The organism is Aquimarina mycalae (assembly GCF_029906345.1).
Taxonomy (GTDB): domain Bacteria; phylum Bacteroidota; class Bacteroidia; order Flavobacteriales; family Flavobacteriaceae; genus Aquimarina.
Map to the genome: position 1 here is coordinate 240,419 of NZ_JARYGY010000004.1, position 23,224 is coordinate 263,642.

The window sequence follows — 23,224 nt, forward strand, 5'->3', positions numbered from 1 at the left end:
TAAGAATCATTTCAAAATTCATTTGGTATTAAAGGAGTAGGGTTTCTTTTAATTGATGCTGAAAAATACAAAATGTTTCTCGAAAATACGGTAAATCATAAAGAGCAATTTGGGTGGATAGAAGTGATCTGTGGTTCAATGTTTTCTGGTAAGACTGAAGAATTGATTCGCAGACTGAAACGTGCACAATTTGCCAAACAAAAAGTTGAAATTTTTAAACCAGCAGTTGATGTGCGTTATGATGAAGAAATGGTGGTTTCTCATGATGCCAACGAAATTCGTTCTACTCCAGTTCCTGCAGCAGCTAATATCAGAATCCTTGCAGATACTTGTGATGTGGTAGGAATTGATGAAGCACAGTTTTTTGATGATGAAATAGTAAGTGTGTGCAATGACTTAGCTAATAAAGGGATTCGAGTTATAGTTGCTGGTTTAGATATGGATTTTAAAGGAAATCCTTTTGGTCCAATGCCTGCACTTATGGCAACTGCAGAATATGTTACCAAAGTTCATGCAGTTTGCACAAGAACAGGTAATCTTGCTCAATATAGTTATAGAAAATCCACAAAGGATGATTTGGTATTATTAGGAGAAACTGATGAGTATGAGCCGCTAAGTCGCGCTGCATACTACAAAGCTTCTTTAAAAGAGAAAGTAAAAGATATAGAGGTAACTGATCCGAAAGAATTATCCAAAAATTCTGAAAAATCCAATGAGTAGTGCACGTGAAACCATTCTGGAAATTAATCTGGCGCATCTTACCCATAACTATACATATTTAAAAAGTAAGCTCCAACCAGAAGTTAAACTATTAGCTGTAGTAAAAGCAGCTGGATATGGCAGTGATGCAGTAGTTATAGCAAAACATTTAGAGAAAATTGGCGCAGATTACTTTGCCGTTGCCTATGTTTCAGAAGGAGTAGTACTACGAAATGCTGGAATACAAACCCCAATTCTTGTTCTACATCCTCAACCAGTAAATTTTTCGGAATTAATAGAACATCAACTAGAACCTAGTTTGTATAGTCCGCGAATTTTAAGAGAATTCATAACCACAGCTGAAGCTAAAAAACAAAAAGAGTATCCAGTACATATTAAGTTCAATACTGGATTAAACCGATTAGGTCTTTGGGAAAATGATGTGGATTATATTATGAGTCATTTAAATGAAACTAGCTCTATTAAAATAAAATCTATTTTCTCTCACCTTGCAGCGAGTGAGGACCACAATGAAAAAGAGTTTACAACAGATCAGATCAATTCCTTTCAGAAAACAGCTTCAGAAATGATTGATAAACTGGGGTACAAACCGTTACTCCATCAATGCAATACTTCTGGAATCTTAAATTATCCCGAAGCACATTTTGATATGGTCCGAACTGGAATAGGCTTATATGGATATGGTAATGAAGCCATCTATGATCATAAATTAAAACCTGTAGCATCACTTAAATCTGTTATCTCTCAGATTCATATGTTAGAACCAGGAGAAACCTTGGGATATAATAGAGCTTTCGCAGCTAGTGGTTTTATTAAAACGGCAACCATTCCTATTGGTCATGCAGATGGAATAAGTAGACAATATGGGAACAAAAAGGGGTTTGTCACTGTTCATGGAAAAAAGGCCTATATCATTGGTAATGTTTGCATGGATATGATTATGATCGATATCACGGATATTGATTGTAAAGAAGGAGACGAAGTAGTTATATTCGATCATACATCTTCTGCAGCAGTAATAGCAGAAACGACAGGTACCATTTCTTATGAACTCCTTACGGCGATCTCACCAAGAGTAAAACGTACTATTATCGATACTAATTGATTTTTGTCGAAAAAAAGACATTTTAAGCCAGTGTGCATTCCTCATTTGTTTCTTAATTTTTGTTAAATTAGTAGCATACTAATTATCTAAAATAAATAAAATGGGATTTTTTAAAGATTTTAAGTCTTTCTTGTTAAAAGGAGATATTGTAGCCTTAGCTACTGCTGTTGTAATTGGAGGAGCTTTTAATAAAATTGTTGGCTCTGCTGTTGCAGATATTATCATGCCTGTCGTAGGTGTTATAACAGGAGGAACTGATTTTACACAAAAATTTATAGCTTTAGATGGAGGAGAATATGCAAGTTTAGCCGCTGCAAAAGAAGCAGGTGCTGCAGTTATGACCTATGGTAACTTAATTCAAGCGATTATTAACTTCATTATTGTTGGTCTGTTCATTTTTGTTGTTCTTAAAGCTTACGAAAAATCAAAGAAAAAAGAAGAAGAAGCTCCTGCAGCTCCAGCTGGTCCAACTCAAGAAGAATTACTAGCTGAAATTAGAGATTTACTTAAAAAATAAAACTCAAACTATCAGAATGTTTTATCTATAGCTACCGCTATACTATATATTCTAACTAAACCGCTTCATAAATGGGGCGGTTCTTTTTACGAAATGTTTTATATATAACAAAATGTTTAAATTGATGTATTTTTCAAGAAAAATAATGTTTCTATTATAAATAATCGACACATTTGCTGGAATTTAAAAAAAAGACCGATTTTTGTATCGTTAAATGTTATTAATAAATAAAGCTGATGAAAGTAGCTGTTGTAGGTGCCACTGGTTTAGTGGGTACAGTAATGTTAAAAGTATTAGAAGAACGTAATTTTCCAGTTACAGAATTAATTCCTGTGGCTTCAGAAAGATCTATAGGTAAAAAGATATCTTATAAAAATGAAGAGTTTACAGTAGTTGGTTTGACTACAGCTATAGAAATGAAACCAGATGTTGCTTTATTTTCTGCTGGTGGAAGTACTTCTCAAGAATGGGCTCCAAAATTTGCAGAAGCTGGCATCACAGTTATCGACAATTCTTCTGCCTGGAGAATGGATCCAACCAAAAAGTTAGTCGTACCAGAAATTAATGCTAAAGACTTAACTAAAGAAGATAAAATTATTGCTAACCCTAATTGTTCCACCATACAATTAGTAATGGCTTTAGCACCTTTGCATCAAAAATACAAGATCAAACGTGCTATTATTTCTACATACCAATCAATAACTGGTACTGGAGTTAAAGCTGTACAACAATTAGAAAATGAATATGCAGGAGAAAAAGGTGAAATGGCATATCCTTATCCAATTCATCGTAATGCAATCCCTCATTGTGATGTATTCCAAGAAAATGGATATACTAAAGAAGAAATGAAATTGGTGAACGAAACTCAAAAGATTCTTGATGATCGTACCATTGCAGTTACTGCTACTGCAATTCGTATTCCTGTTGTTGGTGGACATAGTGAAAGTGTAAACCTTGAATTCGAAGACGAGTTCAAAGAAAATGAAATTCGTCAAATACTAAATAACACTTCTGGGGTTACTGTTCAAGATAATCCAGATACAAATACCTATCCAATGCCGATTTATGCAGAAGGAAAGAATGATGTCTTTGTAGGTAGAATTAGACGAGATCATTCTAGAGAAAATGCACTTAATATGTGGATAGTAGCCGATAACCTACGTAAAGGAGCTGCTACGAACGCTGTACAGATAGGAGAATACCTTATTGAAAATGAACTGATTGGATAATTAGTTTACACACATATACGAACCCTCACTATAAGCATATTAGTGAGGGTTTTTTATTTATCCTATGTATTCTTTATCTTAAATCCTTGTAAGGTTTTTAACATTTTACCTTCTAATACATCACTAATTACAAAAAGATAAAACAATGAATACTAAATTAATTTTAGCTTTAAGAATGCTATTAGGAGTCTTATTAATCGTTTTTGGAAGTAACAAGTTTATCGGGTTTTTGCCAGATTTTGAATTTGCGAATCCAGAGGCTGGAGTTCTTTTCGGCGCATTAGCTGGAAGTTACGTATTAAAAACTGTGGGGCTTATAGAAGTTTTAGTGGGACTGTTTCTTGTTCTTAATAAAGCTGTTCCTTTTGCTCTAATCCTAATGGCTCCTATTTCAGTAAATATCATATTATTCCACGCGACTTTAGACCCAGCGAACATTGGGCCTGGAGCCTTTGTTTTTTTAGTAAATGCATTCCTTATTTATGCAAACTGGAGTACTTTTAAATCCCTCTTCTAAAACACTATACATTAAAATTTTACTGGTATAAAAGTAAAATTTTTCGTTACTTCGGGTACAGAAAACCTTGACCGCTCTATAAAATGATCAAAAGAGTTGCTAAACCCCAAAGCAACGCTACAAATGTGTAACTATATATATGATCATTGTTTGAGCGGTCTTTTTTTTTATATTTTCTTTAGCATATTGCCAAACTAGTTTTAATAGATTTGTGAGTTAGTGTACTAAGTATTAAAAATTAAATACTTGGCATATGTTTAATACGCCATTAATTATTTCTGTAAAATTTAACTCATCATGAAAAACACGCTTTTTATGCTATTTTTGATTCTATCCATATTGGGATGTAACGATGAATCAAAAGTAGAAACCGCTAAAACTATTATTCCATTGAATTATCCAGAAACTAAAAAAGTAGACTCTGTCGACACTTATTTTGATGTTAAAGTCAAAGATCCTTATCGTTGGTTAGAAGATGATCGTAGTGAAGAAACTGAAAATTGGGTTACTGAACAAAACAAGGTCACTTTTGGATATCTGGATAGTATCCCTTTTAGAGATCAATTGAAAAAACGTTTATCTGGTTTATGGAATTACGAAAAAGTAGGTGCTCCATTTAAAGAAGGAGATTACACTTATTTTTACAAAAACGACGGACTTCAAAATCAATATGTTATTTATAGATTTAAAAATGAAGGTGATGAACCAGAAGTGTTTCTAGATCCAAATACTTTTAGTGAAGATGGAACCACTTCTCTTGGTGGGGCTAGTTTTTCTGATAATGGAAAACTTCTGGCTTATGCAATTTCTGAAGGTGGTAGTGATTGGCGTAAAGTGATTGTTAAAAATGTAGAAACCAAAGAAATCATAGAAGATACATTGGTTGATATTAAGTTTTCAGGTATGTCTTGGAAAGAGAATGAAGGGTTCTATTATTCTAGTTATGATAAGCCAAAGGGAAGTGAACTTTCTGCTAAAACAGATCAACATAAAGTATATTATCACAAACTCGGAACTCCTCAAAAAGAAGATAAGTTAGTTTTTGGAGGTACTCCAGAAGAAAAACATCGCTATATTGGAGGAAGAGTAACTAAAGATAACCGATACTTAGTTATTTCGGCGAGTATTTCAACATCAGGAAATAAATTGTTTATTAAAGATCTTACCAAACCTAATAGCAAACTGGTTACCATTTTAGATAATACTGATAGTGATACTTATGTTATTGACAATGTAGGTTCCAAATTATATCTGGTAACTAATTTAAATGCTCCAAATCAAAAGATAGTAACTACTGATGCTTCTAATCCAACACCAGAAAATTGGAAAGATTTTATTCCAGAAACCGAAAATGTATTAAGTCCAAGCACAGGTGGAGGCTTTTTCTTTGCAGAATATATGGTAGATGCCGTATCTAAAGTATTACAATATGACTATGATGGTAAACTTATACGTGATGTAGAATTACCAGGAGTTGGAAGTGTAGGTGGTTTTGGTACTAAAAAAGAAGAAACAGAATTATATTATTCATTTACGAACTATAAAACTCCAGGTAGTATTTATAAATATAATATTGCAGAAGGTACTTCAACCTTATATCGTAAACCAAAGATCGACTTTAATCCAGAAAATTATGAGAGTAAGCAAGTCTTCTACAACTCAAAGGATGGCACCAAAGTTCCTATGATTATTACGCATAAAAAAGGTGTAACCCTAACTGGTAAAAACCCAACCATTTTGTATGCTTATGGTGGGTTTAATATCAGTTTAACTCCTTCATTTAGTATTGCCAATGCAGTATGGATGGAACAAGGAGGGATTTATGCTGTACCTAACTTAAGAGGTGGAGGAGAATATGGTAAAAAATGGCATGATGCTGGTACTAAAATGCAAAAACAAAATGTATTTGACGATTTTATTGCCGCGGCAGAGTATCTAATTGACAACAATTATACTTCAAGTGAATATCTGGCTATAAGAGGAGGTTCTAATGGAGGTTTATTGGTGGGAGCTACTATGACTCAACGTCCAGATTTAATGAAGGTAGCATTACCTGCTGTAGGAGTTCTAGACATGCTACGTTATCATACGTTTACTGCTGGAGCAGGTTGGGCATATGATTATGGAACTGCAGAAGATGACAAACAGATGTTTCAATACTTAAAAGGATATTCTCCTGTACATAACGTAAAAGAAGGTGTGCAATATCCTGCTACACTAGTTACTACAGGTGATCATGATGATCGTGTAGTACCTGCACATTCCTTTAAATTTGCGGCAGAGTTGCAGGCAAAGCAAAATGGAACAAACCCAACATTGATTAGAATCGAGACCAATGCTGGTCATGGAGCAGGAACACCTGTTGCTAAAACAATCGAGCAATATGCAGATATTTTTAGTTTCACACTTTATAACATGGGTTATGAAGTATTACCAGAACAAGTAAACGACGAGATAAAAGGATAATATTTTATTTACACACAATAAAAAATCCGTTTTCTGAAAAGAGACGGATTTTTTGTTGAAGTTATTTATATTTGGGATATGCTAGCAATCCAAAATGTTTCCTTCAAGTATGATACTGTTCCTGTTTTAAAAAACATCAATTTTACTATTGAAAAAGGGCAACACATTGCATTAATTGGCGCAAGTGGTTGTGGAAAAAGCACCTTACTAAAGATTATTTATGGATTATTGGATGTAGATCAAGGTGCCTTGTTTTGGGATGATCAAAAAATACTGGGTCCAGCGTATAATTTGGTTCCAGGGCAGGAAAACATGAAATACCTTTCTCAAGGATTTGAATTACAACCTTATCGAACAGTTGTCGAAAACATTGGTCAATACTTATCCAGTTTTGAACCAGAACTTAAAACTGGTCGTGTAAATGAGTTGTTAGAGATTGTAGAAATGACTCCATTTGCTGAGGTTAAAGTCGAGAATTTAAGTGGTGGACAAAAACAAAGAGTTGCATTGGCTAAAGCATTAGCCAAAAGACCAGAACTATTATTACTTGATGAACCTTTTGGCAATATTGACAATTTTAGACGTAGTTCGTTACGAAGAAATCTTTTTGCGTACCTAAAAAGAAATAAAATTACTAGTATTACTGCTACCCATGATAAAACAGATATTTTATCATTTGCTGATGAAACTATTGTAATCCGTCAAGGTGAAATAATCGCAAAAGAACGCACATACGACATCTATCAAAATCCGAAAAACTATTATATAGCTTCACTTTTTGGTGAAGTAAATGAATTACCTCTCACTACTTTTTTCCCAAATTCTGAAAATGACAATACTATTCTTGTATATCCTCATGAGTTAAAAATAGATCCAAATGCTAGTCGACATGCTACAGTGAAAAAAGCTTATTTTAATGGAAGTCATTACTTAATAGAAGCTGTTTTTGATAATACCGTTATCTTTTTTAATCACCCTGCGGTACTTCAGGCTTCAGAAATTGTTGGAATTTCAATTGATGAAAAAATTATTCAACAAAGAATAAAAAGCTTATCATAATACACCATACTTTTTTACTCATAGTATTCGTGTAATCCCTTATTAAAAGCTGCAAGTAAAATTTTCTTACTTTGCAAAAGGATATAATTGTAAGCATATTGAATACGTATACTAAACTTTGGTTTCTAGAAGACTTTATTCTTTTTAATAATTTGGGAAGAATTACAATGATGAAAATGGCTTCTGTTCTAGAAATGGAAAACATTGATAAAAAAGAAATCATAGAACTAAATAGAGGACATAAAAAGCATATTTTTTTTCTTAAAAAAGGAGTTGTTAAAATCGTAGATACTTATACTGGTATTACAAAAGATGTAGTCAACAAGGGAAGTATCTTTGGAGAGTTAGCATTATTTGATCACGATTCTTGTGTTCAGGAGCAAGCTGTAGCATTAGAAGATTGTGTATTATGCTCTATTGAAGTTGATAGGATGCTTGGAGCTATGAACAGGTTTCCATTCTTAAAGAAAAATATGTTTAAGGCATATGTAGCAAGAATAAAAAAATTAGAACAAAGATTAGGAGCGATCGCATCTAATGATAGTGCTACTAGAATAAATGATTTTATTTTAAATTATATTTCAGAATTTGGCCAACAACAAAATCGAAGGGTAATTGCAAAAAACCTTTTGTCTCATAAAGATATTGCTAGTATTACCAATACTTCACGCCAGACTGTAAGTAATATTATGAGCGGAATGAGAAAAGAAGGAACTATAGAATACGATTCAGAATTTATTTCAATATCCTGTTATAAAAACTAATACTTTTCTAGCTTCAATGTTTCACCATCAAAAACGGCATATGTATAATGTACTATCCAATCACCAAGGTTAATGTATTTTGCCTGCTCTTTTAACTCAATTTCCATAGGAAGATGTCTATGACCGAAAACAAAGTAATCTGTATGTTTTGCTGCTAATTTTCGCTTGCAATATTGCACCAACCATTCGTTCTCTTCGCCAAGAAAGGTAACGTCTTCATCTCCAGAAATCAATTTGTTTTTAACAGAAAGGTATTGCGCTAATTTTACTCCTAAATCAGGATGTAACCACCTAAAAAACCATTTAGCAACAGGATTGGTAAACACTTTTTTCATTCGTTTATATCCTTTATCTCCAGGCCCCAAACCATCTCCATGACCTATAAGAAATGTAGTGTTATTGAACACGAATTCTTGTGGTTTATGAAACACAGGGATATTTAATTCTTCTTCGAAATAACCATTCATCCATAGATCGTGGTTGCCAACAAAATAATATACAGGAATTCCAGAATCAGTAATCTCTGCGAGCTTTCCTAAGGTTCTAGTGAATCCTTTAGGAACTACTGTTTTATATTCAAACCAAAAATCAAAAAGATCACCTAATAAAAAAATGGCCGCTGCATCTTTTTTAACTTCATCTAACCAACTTACAAATTTTTGCTCTCTAGGAAAACTTTTCTCTGAAGTGGGAGCACCTAAATGATTATCAGATGCAAAATATATCTTTTTACCTTGAGTAAGAGTTATGTGTTGTTCGGAAGGATGCTTCATGTAGAAAACAAATATAACGAAGACCTATCAGCTTATCAAAACCTTATAGCTCTAATTAATTAGTTGTCGCTTGCATACCATTCTGCAAAAGAGGTTTCAGTCTCCTGAAGTTTTAATGAATGCAGTGCAATATTTTCTGGTAGTCTGGCTTTTATTTTGCTTGCAAAATCAATCACCATATTTTCACTAGTTGGTTGATAATCTACTAAAATCACATTATGACCTCTTTGTTCTAATTCTTTTGCTAACTCTATATGAGGAGTGTTTTTGTTAAAAACAGTTGCATGGTCAAATACATCTTCAATATCCTCTTTAACAATTTTCTTAAGATCTCCAAAATCAATCACCATTCCCAATTTCACATGAGAAGTGTCAGTTATAGGGCTTCCTATAACTGTAACACTTAATTTATAGCTATGACCATGAACATTTTTACATTTGCCATCATAACCATATAGTGCGTGACCGGTTTCAAAAGAAAACTGTTTGGTGATTCTGATCTTGCTCATCTCTTAGATTGTAACTTTTTGCAAAGTTAATGAACATTATCTTCTCTTCCTTTTATTAATAAAGTAAACTACGACCAATATAATTCCCATGATCAAAAATAGTCCGTTACCTCCTAAAAAATTCAATATATCCATGTATTACTTTTTAAATTTCTCCAATGCTTCCTTAGTAAATTCTGAAAGCACTAATGCTCCAGAAACTGCAGCTCTTTCAATTAGTAGTTCTTCCCAATGTTCTGTTCCTTTCCATAATGTCTTTTTCATTTGTTTAGTTGCTTCTGGATTATAGCTAGCTAATTTTTCTGCAAACAACTGAACTTCTTTGTCTAACTCACTAATTGTTTCAAACACTCTGGCAAATAAACCCTGATCTTTAGCCCAATATGCGTTTTTCCATTGGGATGCATCCCAAGCCAACGCTTCAAATGCAGCCAATCCTATTTTTCTGGATACAGCTGGTTCAATTACAAAAGGTCCTATTCCAATTGTTATTTCGCTTAATTTAACCGAAGCAGCTTCGGTAGCCATACAGTAATCACAAGCAGATGCTAAGCCTACTCCTCCGCCTACAGTTTTTCCTTGTATTCTTCCTATAATTGGTTGGCTACATTTGCGCATTGCATTAATTACATTTGCAAAACCAGAAAAGAACTTTGTTCCTTCCTCCAAATTATCGACAGCTACTAACTCATCAAAAGAAGCCCCTGCACAGAAGGCCTTTTCGCCTTCGGATTTTAACACAATTACGAATACAGAAGGATCACTAGATAGTTCATCTAGCGCATTAGTCAATCTCTGTAATAATTCGGACGGAAAAGAATTACTTGCAGGATGCCCAAACTCTATAGTAGCAATGTGATTTTCTATATTGGTATATAAACTTCCGTTGATACGAGTAGTAGTCATTATGTTTTTTTGATAAAAATAAGTAATATTTTATATTCAGGGCTGTGTTCTTTTAACTGTGTGTAAAACACGTATTTACACGTATTTATGTTTTTTCCTATTTAGTATACTTTTGAAAATATGGAAAAAAAGTATGTGGAAAAATTCAGGTTAGTAGCTGTACTAATTTGTCTATATGTTATTATTGCGATGGCAATCATTAGGTTTATATTCTAAACATTCGCCAATCTGTAATATTTATTTCTGAATTTTACGATCAATGCTAAACCTCTGATCAGCATCCAAACGGTGATTGCAATCCATATTCCATGAAGCTTCCAATCAAAATATCTAGCAATTAATAAGGTAGGAATAAAACCAAAAAAAGTGGATCCTATCAGTACATTGCGTAAAAAACTGGTTTCTCCTAATCCTTTAAAAATACCATCACCAACAAAAGCAAGTGCATTTATGGGTAATGCTATTACCACTAGATAGAAAAAGCCTGTAAAAATAGTTAATACTTCTTGATCCTTAGTAAAAATTAAGGCTAGCTGTTCAGGAATCAATAAAGAAATTCCTCCTAAAATGCACGCTACAATAACTCCATAAACATTCACCTTCTTAGCCATAATAACCAGACTTTTATAATCTTTTGCTCCTAATAATCTACCTCCCAAAATATTACCAGCGCCTCCGTATCCATCAATAAAAAAAGCAAAAAACAACCACAGTTGAATAGCAATACTATGAGCTGCTATATAATTCGTGCCTAAACTAGTTGCTTCTCTTACCGCTAAAAGTAATGTTGTGTTTAATGCTAAGGATCTAATAAAAAGATTTCCACTCATAACTAAGAACCGTTTCATTTCTGGATGCCAAAGCTTTTCTAATCGTAACGATACGTCTGTTTTTTTGAGCAATAATATAAATGATAAAACAGCCATTAACATCTGTGAAAACAGACTTGCCCAAGCAGCTCCTTCAAGGTGCATAGGTTCTAAAACGCCTTCTATTCCATAGACTAAAACGATATCTAATATGATATTAGCCAAAACTCCAATAAGCGCAATAATCATTGGCCAAAATGTATTTTGAAGCCCTCTAAAAATCCCAAAAATTGCAAATACAAATAAGGATAGTGGAAACCCCCAAACACGAATGCTATAGTAAGAAATACAATACTCCAATACCTGACCTTCGGCTTTAAGAAGCACAAAAATCTCCTTAATAAAAGGTACCGTAATAAGGAGAATCGTAATACTCAATCCTATATTAAAAAGTATTGCCTGAGCTGGTAATGTTTTTACTTCTTCTAATTTTCCTGCTCCTAAATATTGTGAAATAATAGCTGAAATTGCCGCGCGAGTCTGAGCCAATACCCAGATTAACATAGACAGAAAAGATCCAACTATCCCTACGGCTGCAAGTGATTCTGTGCCATTCACAGGTATATTACCAACTATTGCAGTGTCCGTAGCTGACAACACAGGTTCAGCTACTCCTGCAATTATTGCTGGAATGGCTAGTTTATTTATATTTTTAAAACTTATAACACTATTCACAATACTAGTTCATAACAATAAAATGGATATTCACTTTGTTTCGGAAAATAGATATCTCCTAATTTTTGATATCCTCTAGTTTCATAAAATTTCTGATTTCTTTTATTCTGACTAAATGTGTCTAATCGTACTGAGGTATATTTATTTTTTTTGGCATACGCCTCTGCCCAATTCATTAATTCTTGAGCATATCCCTTACTCCAATATTCAGGATGTACCGCCAAACGATGTATATAGAGGTTATTTTCATTAGCAGTTACCCATTTGACTGGGACATACTCTTCATCCATAACTTCAGTGATCACTACAATCCCCTTTATCAAACGATCTTCTTCGAGCACATATAATTCTTGTAATTCAATATCTTTCTGAAAACGTGTCCGAGTTGGATAGTGTTCATTCCATTGATAGATACCTTTTGCAATCATGGCTTTCGCACATGCTAATGTTAATTTATGAATAGTATCTAAATCTGATAGTGCTGCTTTACGAACCATATTTTCTTTGGAAAAATCAAAAATACTAACTTTCTTTTTCTGCAACAGGGTTTATATTATACCTTGATGTTATTTTATACAAACTTTAAGAAAAGAAAAACAGTTCTAGGTGCAAGAATCCTCAAAAGAATGCGTTTATAGGTTTCAAAATTGTAATTTTGCTCTCTAAAACACAAATCAAGTTTAATGATGAAAAATATTCTTGTTCCTTTAGGTCTATCAGAAAATTCAGTAAGTATAGCCAGGCTTCAATATGTAATCAATTTTGCAAAAGAACTCGGAGGAACAGTGTATGCAGTACAAGTTTTTAAAGAATTACCGAGATCGAGTAGTCTTCCCTCAGTAAATAAAACTTTAAAAGATATCTCAATCGCTACAATTGAGGAAAAACTGGACGCGGTTGATAAAAAAGGTGTCGATGTAATTGCATTACCGTTAGAAGGTGATTTATTAGAAGCGATTCCAGAATTTAATTTAAAACATTCTATAGATTTAATAGTTTTAGGACCTGAAAGTGGTAATATTAAAGATCCTTATTTCCTTGGTGAAATATCTGGAAGTTTGGTTAAAAAGACAGAAATACCTGTATTAGTAGTTCCTGAAAACTATATTTTTAAACCTATTTCTAAGATTTTGATGGCAATCAAATCTGGAATCATTAAAAAACAAAGTACTTTGTCTCCTGTAAAAGAAATTTTGAATACATTTAGTGCCGAAATGAAACTTCTTCAGGTGAAAACAACGGAGTTCTTACCAGAAGATGCAGAATTTCATAAGGATTTAGCTAAACTTATTAGTTCATTTAAATCCTCAGAAAATGGAACTTTATTTCAGGGAGTTTTAGAACATCTTAATGAAAACGATCCAGATTTATTATGCGTTTTTAGGCGTAGAAGAGGATTTTTTGCTAAGCTCTGGGAAGAAAATGTAGTACTGAAAAAAGATTTTGAAAGTAGAATTCCGTTATTAGTGCTTAAGGGAGCCAGATAGCAAATACCTAAAGGGGATGTAGCTCAGCTGGCTAGAGTGCTTGACTGGCAGTCAAGAGGTCGTGGGTTCGAGTCCCATCCTCTCCACAAATTAATAAAAGTTTGTACTTTTGTAATACATTTTCTAAAATATAGAGTAAATTCTATTTTTGTAAAAAGTGATATATGACATTGATTGAAAAAGCTTTAGAATTCGAGGGTAGAAAAATGAGTAACATGACTACCAGTGATAGGGTAGCAGCTTCTAGAGAAGCCAAGTCGCTTATTTTAAGTCTGAATGAGATTTATAAAGAAAGTAAAGATCCTGAAATCATGGATCTTATGAAACTATTAACCGCAAAAAAGCGTAAGATAGAAAAGCGATTAAAAGGAACTCCTCCAGAGATGTAATCCCTTAAAGGGTTTATTTTACTATCCCCCATATTTAGTGTTGTCTAATGAGGTTGTTAACCATTATAAGATAACAGTATTATTTCTCCATGCCTGAAAAATAAAGTTGGGTTAAAAAAAGATGTAGTTATCTATTTAAAACAAACAACCCTCAGGCTAACTACTTCCTGAGGGTCTGAATTGAAACTAAATTATAATATTTAACACAAACTCAACTTATACATAATTATGATTGTTTCAATTTTGCTATTCTTTTTGATTGATTTTTTTCCGTCGCGAATATAAGCTCTAATCTTCAATTTTTTGAACGAATTTTGAGTGATAATACACATTTAACGATCCGATAATATCTCATTAAAATCTTTGAGATTAAACCACTAAAAATCAACCTTTACTATATATTAGTATCTTTTCTCTCTAATTTGTTACCATATTCTTAGCCATTTTTTATCTAAAAATAGATGAATGACTATTTTTTTTCAAATAGCGTGCCAAATTCAGGAAATTGAGGTTAAAATGTTTATTAAATAAAAGAACCCTTGAGATAAAATACCTCAAGGGTTGGATTGAAACAAATCATTACTAATAATAAAATACACAAACTCAACTTATTATTATGCTATGAATAGGTGCTTCAACTAAATAGTGATTTCTCTTTATGAGAAATCGAAATACAAGACTCTTGAGGTAACTACTTCTCAAGAGCCTTGCTCAGAAAAAATAGTTTGCTTATAGTATAAACAAACTCAACTTATCGTTATACTTGGTGTTGTTACTATTTTACTGTACTGTTACGTTAAAAGTTACTTCGATATCAGTTTCTCCTCCAAAGTCATCTCGAGAGTCTCCAGTCTTTGTTGTAGGCTCATGAATCAAAAACGCTCTTACAATTCCTGTAGCAGCATCTGTAGATGACCAATCTGTAGAAATGTTAATTCCGATATTGTCACCATCGATAGTATCGTCAGATGCGTTTGTAAATGATAATCCAGTAACAGTGGTTTCATAAAAAACATAATGTTCATCTCTTTCCTCGATCACTTCTGCTGTAATATCCTCTACATCAGAAGGGTTTGATTCGTCAAGAAATTCAATTTTAAAATTATATGAAGAATTTGCAGATAGGGTAATTGCATCTTGGTTATCTTCAGTCCATGTGTATACTTGAGAAGCAGTTGTTCCAGATTCTAAAACTGTTAATCTAACTGTTGTAATTGTTTCTTCTTCATTAATTACTAGTGGATTATCATCATCACTACTACAAGATGTGAATGCTATAGTAAATAAAAATAATACCGCTAGTTTGTTAATTGTTGTTTTCATTTTTTTTAAAATTTAAAATTTATGTTAAGTGTAAAGTTTCTGCCAACATTATCGGCGTAGTATCGCTGTCTATTGAGGTAATCTCTATAATTTGTATCAAACATATTGGTAATGCTCATTCCAACAGTTAAATCTTTTCGATTCCATATATCAAAAACATATGACCCAGATATATCAAAAATGCTGTATCCTGCTGGAGTTGTAGAAACATCAACCAATGCAGTTTGTTCTACTCCATTTTCAATAAAATCTGTTTCAAAATTATTATCAGGAAATCTTGTTTGTTCTAATACCGAATGGTTTTTCAGTTTTAAGTTCCATCTTTCTCTTTCATATATCAATTCTGATCTAAAATTAGGTGCAGGCATATTAATTAAAGCTTCATCTGCTTCAGTATCTTGCCCATATATATAAGAAAAGGATGTATTAAACTTAAGATAATCTGTTATAGAAACTCCATAATCAATATCTACTCCATATAAAATAGCATTAGTTTGTGTATACTCCCATACTGGAAATGCTCCTCGTATTGTAAACTCTAATCCTGTTGGTTCTAATAATATAAAATCCTGTATACTGCTTAAATGAGGAGAAACTGTTAAACTTCCTACGCCAAATAAATCCTGATGCGCACTACTTAACGAAAACTTCAACGCTTTTTCTTGATCAAAACGTAAATCTCCTAACTCTATAATAGCAGCACTATGATGCAAGCCGTCACTGAATAATTCTACTGGATTTGGAGCACGATTAGCAAAAGAAACATTAAATAGAAGAGAATTCTGATTTCCATATAAATAATTAATTCCAGCAGAAGCAGAAACACTATGGTAATCAAAATTGGGATTCGTTAACCATTGATCTCCTTCATCTGCAATAATAAGATCTGCAAATTCTGCATTGTATCCTCGCTCATCCCAAAAATCTTTTCTATAAAATTTCTTGGCATCAATATTTACAAAATCGTATCTAGCGCCCAAATCTGCTTTCAAATTTTCTGAAATATTAAATTCTGTAATCGCAAAAACACCTGCAGACATTTTATTATAATCTGGTATCAGTCTTCGAATCCCAGTTTCAGGATTAGGAGTGTTAATCTGATATGTGTATTGAAATCCAATGTTTTTTGTAAAATCATCATTAGAATCAAATAAAAAGGAGCTTTCTAGATTATGAGTGACTAATTCTAAATCCAAACTCGCCTTATCCCGATCATCACCTCTTCTTATATCAAATTCTTTTCTGTTGTTATATTGAAAAGAATATTGAACGTTTAACTTTCCTAGGTTTTGAAACCTTTTGTATGCTTTTAGTTTTGCTAAATGATGCTGTGTCTCTTGTTTTGGGGCGTTAATATCATAAGTAAAATCATTAATAACTAATGGTTCCGAACTATTAATAGCTCTCACTAAATCTCCTACATTTCCAATGTGTGACGCTCTTAAAATCCCTTGTGAAGTATTAAAAAAACTATAATATCCTTCAAACCCATATGTAAAATCATTATATCCAAACCCTGTAGAGAAACTCTGTTCTCTATGTCCTGTATTACTTAAAACATAATCAGGAGCTTCACTATCTCCAAAATGCTTAACTGTACCCTGAAATTTAGCTCCCCATCCATCTTTAAAACCAAGATTTAGAGCTGAGTTGATTCCTCCTCCTCTACCATTACTACTTAGTGCCAATTGCGCTTTTCCAAAAATGGTATCTTGAAGCGTGGTTAATTTGTTTTCAGCTATGATTACACCTCCAATTGCATTTCCTCCATATTGTAATGCTCCTGCTCCTTTTATAACTTTAAGTTCATTAAAGGCATTGATATCTAGATTTGGTGAATGCTCTTCTCCCCATTCTTGATCTTCCTGACGAACTCCATTATTTATAATAATAATTCTACTACTATGTAATCCTTGTATAACAGGCTTGACAATAGTGTTTCCAGAAGTTAAACTATTTACACCTGATATTTCTTGTAATGCATCTCCAATTGATAGGCTGCTATATTGATCCAATTGTTTTCTACTAAGTCTATCTTCAGTCTGACTGTTGGTCGTTTTCTTTTGGCCAGAAGAAGCCACATCCACTTCTTCTAGATTTGTAAAGTGATGTTCTAAATAAAAATCTTTACTCGAAACCTCATTTAAATCGATAGTAACAACCTGAGAATTACAATCCTCATGAGATATGGTAAAGGCATAAGAAGTGGCGCAAAGTCCTGTTAATTTATACATCCCGTTACTGTCTGTTTTAACCGTTGTACTGTTAAACGTTATTGTTGCTCCTTCTAGAGATACTCCGTCGTGGAAATCAATTACACGACCAGAAAGTGTTTTATTACAATCCTGAGCGAATAAATAGTTAGCTGCTAGAAGAAACACAATATATAATGTGTTTCGTTTCATTATTTAAAAAAAAAGGATCTCTATTGCTAATAGGCAATAGTAAAATTGGTGAAAACACCTGATTAGTTAATAACTTAAACTACAGGTGGTGCTTTATTGAGGAAAGAATAATGTGACTCACTATTAGAATAGGTGTCTACATTATTGATCTGGATACGATCTACTGGAATAATAACCACTTTTGGTATTTCTGTAAAATCTACAGAAACGAAATCATCATCCAAATTTTCTGAAGCTAACTGACATATCTTACAATCCATATCATTAGCATCATGATCTACAGCGTGTAGATCCGCTAATTGCATAAAACTGAATAAGATCAGAAATACAGAAGCAATGATATGTTTATTAGACTTCATAAACGCAAATAAACAAAAAAAAATAAGAATCAATGCATATTTGATAACATAACTATGTTAAAATACTGCAAAATCTATAGATTTTTTAACAACTCTTAGCAAATCTTTAGGCATATCAACGCTCTCCCAAGGATGTTTAGCTCCAAAAACGTGATCTGCTCCTTCAACTAAAAACAATTCACTTTGTGGGTTCCAGCTATGTAGGTCTTTACCTTCTTGCATAGTTACTGTTGGATCTTTGGTACCATGAATAATAAGATGAGGGGCATTTATATTTTTTGTTGCTTTAGCTATAGTAAGCCTTTCTTTATTTTCTATAAATGATGTGTAAAACTCAAAATAATGTGGCATTTGTTGTTTGGTTCTGCCATTCTCTATGAAAAAAACACCTTCTTCTTTCCAGGTTTCGAATGCCTCTTCTTTGGGAAATCTACTTTCATAATCAGAAACACTTGCCCAGGTGATTAATTTACTAATTCGAGAATCCTCAGATGTTTTAATCATTGTAATACCGCCACCGCGTGAATGCCCGATTAAAGTAATTCGATCAGAATCTACATATGCTTTATACTCAAAATCAGGAGCGGTAATAAAGTCCAATACTGATGTTAAGTCATCAAGTTCTTTGATATAATTATTATACCCAAAAGCTTCTAAATCGGGGAAGTCTATTGGTTGTTCAATGGTTCCTCCATTATGAGAGAAATTAAATTTCACAAAGAAAAATCCCGCTTTTGCGAATGCTTCACCTGTCAAGTCCCAAGCACCCCAATCCTTGAACCCTTTATACCCATGGCAAAAAATAACTATCGGTTGTTGTGTCTTTGGTTTCTTATAAAACACATCAACCAAAATTGGTTTATCATGTTTCCCGTTTATAATTATATTTTTGTGTTTTGTTACCATAGCTATACTTCTTTTTCTGTAAAAGGAATTTCTAATGTTGAAATTTCAATAATTAACTTCTTAAGTTGCAACAGATATTCATCAAATACATCTGGAGTAATTTCATAATCTACTTTTCCTCTTACGGATGCTTTCGTTCCAAACTTTAGAAACCCTTCTTTGAGGTTTTTAAATGAAATGATTCCAGCGTTAAATGATTCTGTCCTTGGTTTTTCTTCATGCTGCATATAAGCATATGCTAGTACCTGAATTGCTTTGCTATACTTATAATCTTCAGTAATTACATCCCAATCCATAAGAACTACATCGCTTTTATTAACCTTTCCTGTTTTGTAATCGATGATCCGTAACTTCCCATCTATTTCATCAATGCGATCTACTTTTCCTTTAATATATACTGGAAAATCAAGTTCTGGTATCTTCAATTCAGTTTTTAGGTTATTCTCAATTGCAATAATTCTTACTTGTGCACCTGTTCTCAGGACTTTATCTTCAGCTTTCAAGAAGTTATAAATATATCTTTTAGCTACTTCAAAAATTAACAGGTTTTTACCTTGAGTGATGTCTAGTTTAGAATATTCCTTTCTGAATTGATATTTAATTTCGGTATCAATTTGAGAAATCATTTTTGTAATATCTTCAACTGTCAGAAATTGATTTTCGAGCGGCTTATAAAAATTCTCCAGTGTATTATGAATCACGGTTCCTAGCGTATTCGCCGCAATAGTCTCTTCAACTTGTTCACTTTCTTTGATCCCCAATATATACTTATAATAGAAATCTATGGGGTTTCTAATATAAGTTGTTAACCCAGAAGGGGACAATCCATGCGCTGACAATTCCTTTAATTTTTGAACGATTGCTTTGTTCTTTTCAACAACCAATGGAATTTTATTCAGCGTAGGAACTTCTGAAGAGGCGATATATTTAGATAGCTGATGCTCTGGTATTTTATCTATCTCTAACTGCCGTAAAAATCTACTTTTTTCTCCGCCACCAACTCCTTCATCCTCGGTATTGTATATAAGATACACATTTTTAGCTCTTTGGATTAAGCGATAAAAATGATACGTATATATCGCATCTTTCTCTTTATACGTAGGAAGATTATAGGCTCTTTTGAGGTCATACGGTATAAAAGAGTTCATACTTTTACCTGCAGGTAAAACTCCTTCATTGACCGATGTGATAATCACTGTTTCAAAATCAAGACAACGAGATTCTAACATCCCCATTAACTGCAGTCCATTAAACGGTTCCCCTCTAAAATCCAATGTCTCTGAACTTATAACATCTCTATACAAGTGATATAAAGAAGAGATCGTTGTAAAATATTGATAGCTGTTACTCAATGCCAATAACTTATTAAATACAAGATGAAAATGATATACATACTCTAATTCTAAAGAATTCTGTTCTGTATCTAAGCTTGTTTTTAATAATTGCACTATTTTTCTACATTGCTCTATCGCTTCTTTTGCCGTATTCCAAGGCGAAAATAATGCATCAATGATGCTAACTTCTGATTCACCAATATTCTGCTGTAATTTTTCTGTGGTTATAAAAACCAGATTTTCTCTGGAAATCATAGTGACCAATTGATACGCAAATGAACCAAGTAACCAATGTGCTGGCTGGCTGTTTAAAATCTCTAAAACCGACTTGTAATACAACCCTTTGGGGTTAGGGTTTTTATGTAGTATAAATAATAATTCGAAGAAAGAAGCGATTGGCACCTCTTTTAGTGGAAGTCCCATCGTTATATTGAGCGAATCGACTGATTCTGGTAATGCATTAAGAACAGGCAACAGCAAGGATTCGTCTGCCAAAACCAATGCAGTATTTTCTATATCTGATGATGGTATTGACGAGAGTATTTGACCTGCTAATTTGGCCTGACCAATATTTTTAGGAACACCGATTAACTTTATATCTTTTGAGGATGAAAAATTATCTCTTATCCATTTAAATGGTTTTTCTTGATAATAGCTCCATTGATTTTTATATTCTCTTAGAAACAAAGAAGCCTCATGGTACTTGTTTTTTATAAAAAAAGTATCGGCATCCCAATATATCTCTCCTATATTAGCTTCTAATAAAGATTGAAAAATATGTTGTTCAGCATTATTCAAGGCATTAAAACCAACAAAAATATGCTTCTGCGTATTTTCTTTTATATAATCGGTTATATTTTCTGAAGCCTCTCTATATAGTAATCCTTGATAACCTATTTTTTTTTCGAGAAGTTTACTTTTAAAGTTAGTATAATAATCAGACAAGTTATTCCAAAAACTAACATAGTTTTGTATCAGTTCTGTCTTTTCTTTCTGAAGATACCAATGATTTAGATCTTGTATTCCTGACAGGTATGAAAAAAAACTCTGGTGATCTATACAGTATCTATCAATTTCATTAAAATCATGAATCAAGGTTTGCGCCCAGCTACTAAATGTTTCAAGGCTTTCTTTTTCTAAATGATTATGTGTAGTGAGATACGTTTCGTAAAACTCAAATAGTGTTTGGATCGCATCAATCTGTCGTAACCCAGATAATTGTGTAATAAAGTCTTCTATACTCCATATAACGGGTGCAAAAAATGTTTGATCAGGATACTGGTTCAGTAACTCTTTTTTTAGAAAAAGACCTGCTCTTTTGCTTGGAAGAATAAAAATAAGCTTACTAATATTCTGATGCTTACTTTTTACTTCTGATATGATTTCTTTTAAAAAACTATCCACCCATTAAAAATAAAAAACGTCCCGAATAATCGGGACGTTTTCTTATTTATTATTTAGTGATATATAATTACTTCACTAAATTGATCTCTACACGTCTGTTTTGTGCTCTTCCAGCTCTAGTTTTATTAGAAGCAACTGGTCTTTCTTCTCCATAACCAATAGCAGATAATCTGAACTGATCAATACCATTACTAGTTAAGAAGTTCTTAACAGCGTTCGCTCTAGAATCAGATAACTTCTGATTTGCGTTTGCACCACCTTGGCTATCTGTATGTCCTTCGATAACGAATTTAGCTGTTGGATATTCTTTAAGGATTTTGATGATATCATTTAATACCTTAGTAGACTGCTCTTTGATTGTAGATTTACCAGAATCAAATAATACTTGTGCAGCATACTCATTTAAAGTTTTCTGAATTTCTTCAGTTACTTCTGGGCATCCGTTGTTAGCAACAGTACCAGCAACATCAGGACAGTTATCATCCTTGTCTAATACTCCGTCACCATCTTTATCTTGGTAAGGACATCCATTGTTAGCAGCAGGACCTGCTTCATTAGGACAACCATCTTTAGCGTCAGTGATTCCATCACCATCAGCATCAGGACATCCATTTAAGTTAGCTAAACCAGCAACTGTAGGACACTCATCTTTAGGATCTGCGATTCCATCACCGTCTGTATCAGGACATCCGTTAAATTCAGCAGCTCCAGCAGTATCAGGACAGTCATCTTTAGCGTCAGTGATTCCATCACCATCAGTATCAGGACATCCATTAAATTCAGCTAAACCAGGAACATCAATACACTCGTCATCTTTGTCATATATTCCATCACCATCAGTATCTTTACCTCCGAAAGCGAAAGTAAGTCCAGCAGAATGTTGGAAATGAGTTGGAGGATAGTTATTAACCTCGTAATCTTCGAATACGTGCTTATAAGTAGTTTGAATGTTGAAAGCTAAGTTTTCAGTCAACCAAAGATTAAGACCTAAAGAACCATTTAAAGTTCCAGCACCAATCTCATCAACCCAAGTATAACCTCCACCTACTCCTAGGTAAGGGTCAAACCATTTTGTTTTTAATAAGTTTTTAAGACTATAGCTTATGTTTGCATCTGCTGCATAATAAGATAAGTCATCTGCAGTAACTGCAGTTCCATCAGGAGTTTCTCCTAATTTATCTATTTTGTTTACTGATCCCGCAACAGAAAAAGTAAAACCATCTCCTATATATCTTCCAATAGATAATCTAGATACAGATGGAAGAATGTTCCAGTGGTCACTAGCGTTAAAAAACTCGTCAAAGATTTCTCCTTGTATAGGTAAATCTCCTCCGGTAGGAAAGATATCAACAGCATTAACGCCAATCGATACTGCCCAAGGGTTGTTTTGATCTTGTGCATTCGCAGTACTAAACCCAAGTACTAATAACGAAGCCACTAAAAATCTGCTAAGATGTTTCATATTCAATAATTTAATTTTTAAGTGTTAATTAGAGCAAATGTAATAT

At 33.2% G+C, this 23,224-nt stretch carries 21 protein-coding genes and 1 tRNA gene; 11 read left to right on the top strand and 11 right to left on the bottom strand.

Annotated features, from left to right (window positions below):
* Positions 1–72: 72 nt before the first annotated feature.
* The 8 genes from QBK95_RS11290 to QBK95_RS11325 all read left to right on the top strand — a co-directional run bounded on the left by QBK95_RS11290 (position 73) and on the right by QBK95_RS11325 (position 8,377).
* A complete protein-coding gene (locus tag QBK95_RS11290) occupies positions 73–720 on the top strand; it encodes a thymidine kinase (RefSeq protein WP_280933727.1) in 648 nt (215 codons plus the stop codon).
* Positions 713–1,825, top strand: a complete 1,113-nt coding sequence (gene alr / locus QBK95_RS11295; RefSeq protein WP_280933729.1) for an alanine racemase — start codon at positions 713–715, stop codon at positions 1,823–1,825. Before QBK95_RS11290 ends, alr begins: the two co-directional genes overlap by 8 nt.
* 100 nt (positions 1,826–1,925) lie before the next feature.
* Positions 1,926–2,342, top strand: a complete 417-nt coding sequence (gene mscL, locus QBK95_RS11300) for a large conductance mechanosensitive channel protein MscL (RefSeq protein ID WP_280933732.1) — start codon at positions 1,926–1,928, stop codon at positions 2,340–2,342.
* A gap of 236 nt (positions 2,343–2,578) precedes the next feature.
* Positions 2,579–3,571, top strand: coding sequence for an aspartate-semialdehyde dehydrogenase (locus QBK95_RS11305; protein WP_280933734.1), 993 nt, complete (start codon positions 2,579–2,581; stop codon positions 3,569–3,571).
* A gap of 145 nt (positions 3,572–3,716) precedes the next feature.
* Positions 3,717–4,088, top strand: coding sequence for a DoxX family membrane protein (locus QBK95_RS11310; RefSeq protein WP_280933736.1), 372 nt, complete (start codon positions 3,717–3,719; stop codon positions 4,086–4,088).
* A 297-nt stretch (positions 4,089–4,385) separates the two neighbouring features.
* Positions 4,386–6,554, top strand: a complete 2,169-nt coding sequence (locus tag QBK95_RS11315; RefSeq protein ID WP_280933738.1) for a prolyl oligopeptidase family serine peptidase — start codon at positions 4,386–4,388, stop codon at positions 6,552–6,554.
* Between the two features lie 78 nt (positions 6,555–6,632).
* A complete protein-coding gene (locus QBK95_RS11320; protein WP_280933740.1) occupies positions 6,633–7,613 on the top strand; it encodes an ABC transporter ATP-binding protein in 981 nt (326 codons plus the stop codon).
* 71 nt (positions 7,614–7,684) lie between these two features.
* A complete protein-coding gene (locus QBK95_RS11325; RefSeq protein ID WP_280933742.1) occupies positions 7,685–8,377 on the top strand; it encodes a Crp/Fnr family transcriptional regulator in 693 nt (230 codons plus the stop codon).
* Here the strand turns inward: QBK95_RS11325 and QBK95_RS11330 are convergent.
* From QBK95_RS11330 to QBK95_RS11350, 5 genes are all read right to left on the bottom strand, one after another.
* Positions 8,374–9,150, bottom strand: a complete 777-nt coding sequence (locus QBK95_RS11330) for a UDP-2,3-diacylglucosamine diphosphatase (protein ID WP_445012625.1) — start codon at positions 9,148–9,150, stop codon at positions 8,374–8,376. The two genes, QBK95_RS11325 and QBK95_RS11330, sit on opposite strands and share 4 nt — an antisense overlap.
* Positions 9,151–9,209: 59 nt before the next feature.
* Positions 9,210–9,659, bottom strand: coding sequence for a 6-pyruvoyl trahydropterin synthase family protein (locus tag QBK95_RS11335; RefSeq protein WP_280933744.1), 450 nt, complete (start codon positions 9,657–9,659; stop codon positions 9,210–9,212).
* A gap of 138 nt (positions 9,660–9,797) precedes the next feature.
* Positions 9,798–10,565, bottom strand: coding sequence for an enoyl-CoA hydratase/isomerase family protein (locus tag QBK95_RS11340; RefSeq protein ID WP_280933747.1), 768 nt, complete (start codon positions 10,563–10,565; stop codon positions 9,798–9,800).
* Positions 10,566–10,777: 212 nt separating this feature from the next.
* Positions 10,778–12,109 carry an MATE family efflux transporter gene (locus QBK95_RS11345; protein WP_280933749.1) on the bottom strand — a complete coding sequence of 444 codons (1,332 nt, stop codon included), beginning with the start codon at positions 12,107–12,109 and terminating at the stop codon, positions 10,778–10,780.
* Entirely contained in the window at positions 12,106–12,606 is a 501-nt protein-coding gene (locus QBK95_RS11350; protein WP_280934142.1) for a GNAT family N-acetyltransferase, read from the bottom strand. Before QBK95_RS11350 ends, QBK95_RS11345 begins: the two co-directional genes overlap by 4 nt.
* Positions 12,607–12,792: 186 nt before the next feature.
* On the opposite strand from QBK95_RS11350, the gene QBK95_RS11355 reads away from it, so the two are divergent.
* The 3 genes from QBK95_RS11355 to QBK95_RS11365 all read left to right on the top strand — a co-directional run bounded on the left by QBK95_RS11355 (position 12,793) and on the right by QBK95_RS11365 (position 13,985).
* The gene (locus QBK95_RS11355) at positions 12,793–13,596 is read left to right on the top strand and encodes a universal stress protein (RefSeq protein ID WP_280933751.1); all 804 of its coding nucleotides are present in this window, start codon (positions 12,793–12,795) and stop codon (positions 13,594–13,596) included.
* 12 nt (positions 13,597–13,608) lie between these two features.
* A tRNA-Ala gene (locus QBK95_RS11360) sits at positions 13,609–13,682 on the top strand.
* 78 nt (positions 13,683–13,760) lie between these two features.
* Positions 13,761–13,985, top strand: coding sequence for a hypothetical protein (locus tag QBK95_RS11365; protein WP_280933754.1), 225 nt, complete (start codon positions 13,761–13,763; stop codon positions 13,983–13,985).
* A gap of 780 nt (positions 13,986–14,765) precedes the next feature.
* Here the strand turns inward: QBK95_RS11365 and QBK95_RS11370 are convergent.
* The 6 genes from QBK95_RS11370 to QBK95_RS11395 form a co-directional block, all read right to left on the bottom strand.
* Positions 14,766–15,308, bottom strand: a complete 543-nt coding sequence (locus QBK95_RS11370; RefSeq protein ID WP_280933755.1) for a type 1 periplasmic binding fold superfamily protein — start codon at positions 15,306–15,308, stop codon at positions 14,766–14,768.
* 5 nt (positions 15,309–15,313) lie between these two features.
* Positions 15,314–17,713 (bottom strand): TonB-dependent receptor, encoded by a 2,400-nt coding sequence (locus QBK95_RS11375; protein WP_280933756.1) that lies wholly within the window; start codon positions 17,711–17,713, stop codon positions 15,314–15,316.
* 74 nt (positions 17,714–17,787) lie between these two features.
* Positions 17,788–18,072, bottom strand: a complete 285-nt coding sequence (locus QBK95_RS11380; protein WP_280933758.1) for a hypothetical protein — start codon at positions 18,070–18,072, stop codon at positions 17,788–17,790.
* Between the two features lie 57 nt (positions 18,073–18,129).
* Complete coding sequence (locus QBK95_RS11385; protein WP_280933760.1) at positions 18,130–18,978, bottom strand: alpha/beta hydrolase family protein; 849 nt, start codon at positions 18,976–18,978, stop codon at positions 18,130–18,132.
* A gap of 2 nt (positions 18,979–18,980) precedes the next feature.
* Positions 18,981–21,716 (bottom strand): PD-(D/E)XK nuclease family protein, encoded by a 2,736-nt coding sequence (locus QBK95_RS11390; protein ID WP_280933761.1) that lies wholly within the window; start codon positions 21,714–21,716, stop codon positions 18,981–18,983.
* A 67-nt stretch (positions 21,717–21,783) separates the two neighbouring features.
* Positions 21,784–23,178, bottom strand: a complete 1,395-nt coding sequence (locus tag QBK95_RS11395) for an OmpA family protein (RefSeq protein ID WP_280933763.1) — start codon at positions 23,176–23,178, stop codon at positions 21,784–21,786.
* Positions 23,179–23,224 lie beyond the last annotated feature (46 nt).